We start from the raw sequence: 1864 nt of genomic DNA on the forward strand, positions 1-1864 counted from the left end.
AGGTGACCGCGCTCGCGCAGGACGACGAGCAGAACGCGGAGGCAGCGGTGCACCTGCTGCTGGAGCTGATCGAGACCGGCACGGCCGACGACCTGGAACTTCCGCCGCGGGTGCTGGTCCCGCGGGCGAGCACCGAAGGCAAGAGCTGACGGCTCACCGCCGCGATCGCTTGTCCCGCAACGCTTTCGCCTCGGCCCAGCACGTCGCGCAGGTCGGCGAGAGCCAGTCCTCGTCGCGCGGTTTCGTGATCAGCAGCGCTTCGCCGCAGAGCGCTTTGCGCTCCTCGCCCGGATACGGCCGCTCGGAGGTCAGCATCCCGTGCCGCACACCGCCGACCGGCCGCCAGTAGGCCACCGGACCGTTCGAGATCGGATCCACGTCCCGCTCCTTTCCACCCAGGGAGGCGGCGGCCCCAACGGGGAGGGGTCGGGGAGGACCGGGGCCGCCGCCAAGATCAGAACTTACCCTAGAAATATTTCTGATGGCATCACTCGAACGTGTTCTACTGGGTGTGCTAAACCTTGGCAGCCAGCGCAGTGCTCGGAAGGGAGCGGTATGGCACCGGCATCGCCCCTGGTGGCGGCGTGGGAGTTGGGCATCCGGCTCAAGGAAGCCCGCGAAGAGATCGAGATGAACGGGACCGACGCTGCGGAGTCGATCGGCGTCACGCAGAACTACTTGAGCAACATCGAGCACGGCCGCCGCAAGATCGCCGAGGACAAGCTCGCGAAGCTCGCAGCGACGTATCTGCTGGGCGAGGACGAGGCCGCCGAGTTGATCGGCTTGCGCCGCGAGGCGGACGGACGCGGCTGGTGGGCTCGCTACAGCGGGCTTTTCGCGCCGGAACTGCTGAGGTTCTTCGGCTTCGAGCACGGCGCCGAGGAGATCCGCAGCTACGAAAGCGGCGCGGTGTCCGGGCTGTTCCAAACCGAGGATTACGCGCGGGCCGTGCACAACGGTGACCGGGCGAACCTTCGCGGCTCGGAAGTCAACCGGCGGGTCGAGGCACGAATGCAGAGGCAGCGGCGCCTACACGGATCGGAACCTTTGCGCGCCACAGTGGTCATGGCCGAAGGGGCGATCAGGCAACAGGTCGGCGGGCCGGAAGTCCTTGCGGGACAACTGAAGCACCTGCTGGACTTGATCCACACGCACGCGGAGACCGTCGAGATCCGAATCATTCCGTTCACCGCTGACAGTTACGGTGCGATGGGCGGATCGACGTTCCATCTCCTCACTTTCCCCAGTGCGCGCCTCCGACGACTGGCTTGGCAGGAAACGGTCACTTCGCTGAACCTGATCGACGGCGAAGCGCGTGTGCACCAGTACTGCTTGTCCTTCAGCGAGGCTGCCGAACGTGCCGTCGATCGGCAGGAGTCCGAACGCCTCATTCAGGAGTGCCTGAACTCGATAACATGAGGATCATGCACGAGCTTCGGAACGCTTCTTGGCGCAAGGCCAGCTACTCGACCAGTTCGCAGGGTTGCGTCGAGGTCGCGCTGACCTCCGCAGCGGTCGGCGTCCGCGACACCAAGGATCGCAGCGGCGGCACCTTGACCTTCGACCACCGTCATTGGGCTTCCTTCCTACGTTCCGTCAAGAGGTGAGGATTGTGACCCCGCTAGAAGAAGCCCAGTGGTACACGTCGAGCTACACCTCGAACGCCGCAGCGTGCGTCGAGGTCGCACGCACGCCATCCGCGGTCGGCGTCCGCGACACCAAAGACCGCTCCGGCGGCACGCTCGTGTTCGACCGCTCCCGCTGGGCGTCGTTCCTGCGTTCGATCAAGGGGGATTAACAGCGGCACCTGCGGGTAGTCCGTGCGCGGAGGTCATGTCCGCGTAGGGAATGGAGACGCGCACGA

4 protein-coding genes are annotated in these 1864 nt (G+C 65.7%); 3 read left to right on the forward strand and 1 reads right to left on the reverse strand.

Going from position 1 to position 1864, the window contains the following annotated elements; translation table 11 throughout:
• Positions 1–153: 153 nt before the first annotated feature.
• Positions 154–378 carry a zinc finger protein gene (locus tag IJH84_RS06830; protein ID WP_295141628.1) on the reverse strand — a complete coding sequence of 75 codons (225 nt, stop codon included), beginning with the start codon at positions 376–378 and terminating at the stop codon, positions 154–156.
• 213 nt (positions 379–591) lie between these two features.
• Here IJH84_RS06830 and IJH84_RS06835 point away from each other — a divergent pair, with 213 nt between their 5' ends.
• Genes IJH84_RS06835 through IJH84_RS06845 form a run of 3 tightly spaced genes read left to right on the forward strand, consistent with a single transcriptional unit; the run spans position 592 to position 1798 of the window.
• Positions 592–1419 (forward strand): helix-turn-helix transcriptional regulator, encoded by an 828-nt coding sequence (locus tag IJH84_RS06835; RefSeq protein WP_295141631.1) that lies wholly within the window; start codon positions 592–594, stop codon positions 1417–1419.
• A gap of 5 nt (positions 1420–1424) precedes the next feature.
• On the forward strand, positions 1425–1607 hold the full coding sequence (locus IJH84_RS06840; RefSeq protein ID WP_295141634.1) for a DUF397 domain-containing protein: 183 nt from the start codon (positions 1425–1427) through the stop codon (positions 1605–1607).
• A 5-nt stretch (positions 1608–1612) separates the two neighbouring features.
• On the forward strand, positions 1613–1798 hold the full coding sequence (locus IJH84_RS06845; protein WP_295141636.1) for a DUF397 domain-containing protein: 186 nt from the start codon (positions 1613–1615) through the stop codon (positions 1796–1798).
• The last annotated feature ends 66 nt before the right edge of the window (positions 1799–1864 follow it).

The sequence above is a fragment of the Saccharopolyspora sp. genome (assembly GCF_017434145.1).
Taxonomy (GTDB): Bacteria; Actinomycetota; Actinomycetes; order Mycobacteriales; family Pseudonocardiaceae; genus Saccharopolyspora_C; species Saccharopolyspora_C galaxeae.

Bases quoted from the DNA above. Each gene is read 5' to 3' on its own strand.
- IJH84_RS06840 (WP_295141634.1), top strand. From the start codon at position 1,425: ATGCACGAGCTTCGGAACGCTTCTTGGCGCAAGGCCAGCTACTCGACC.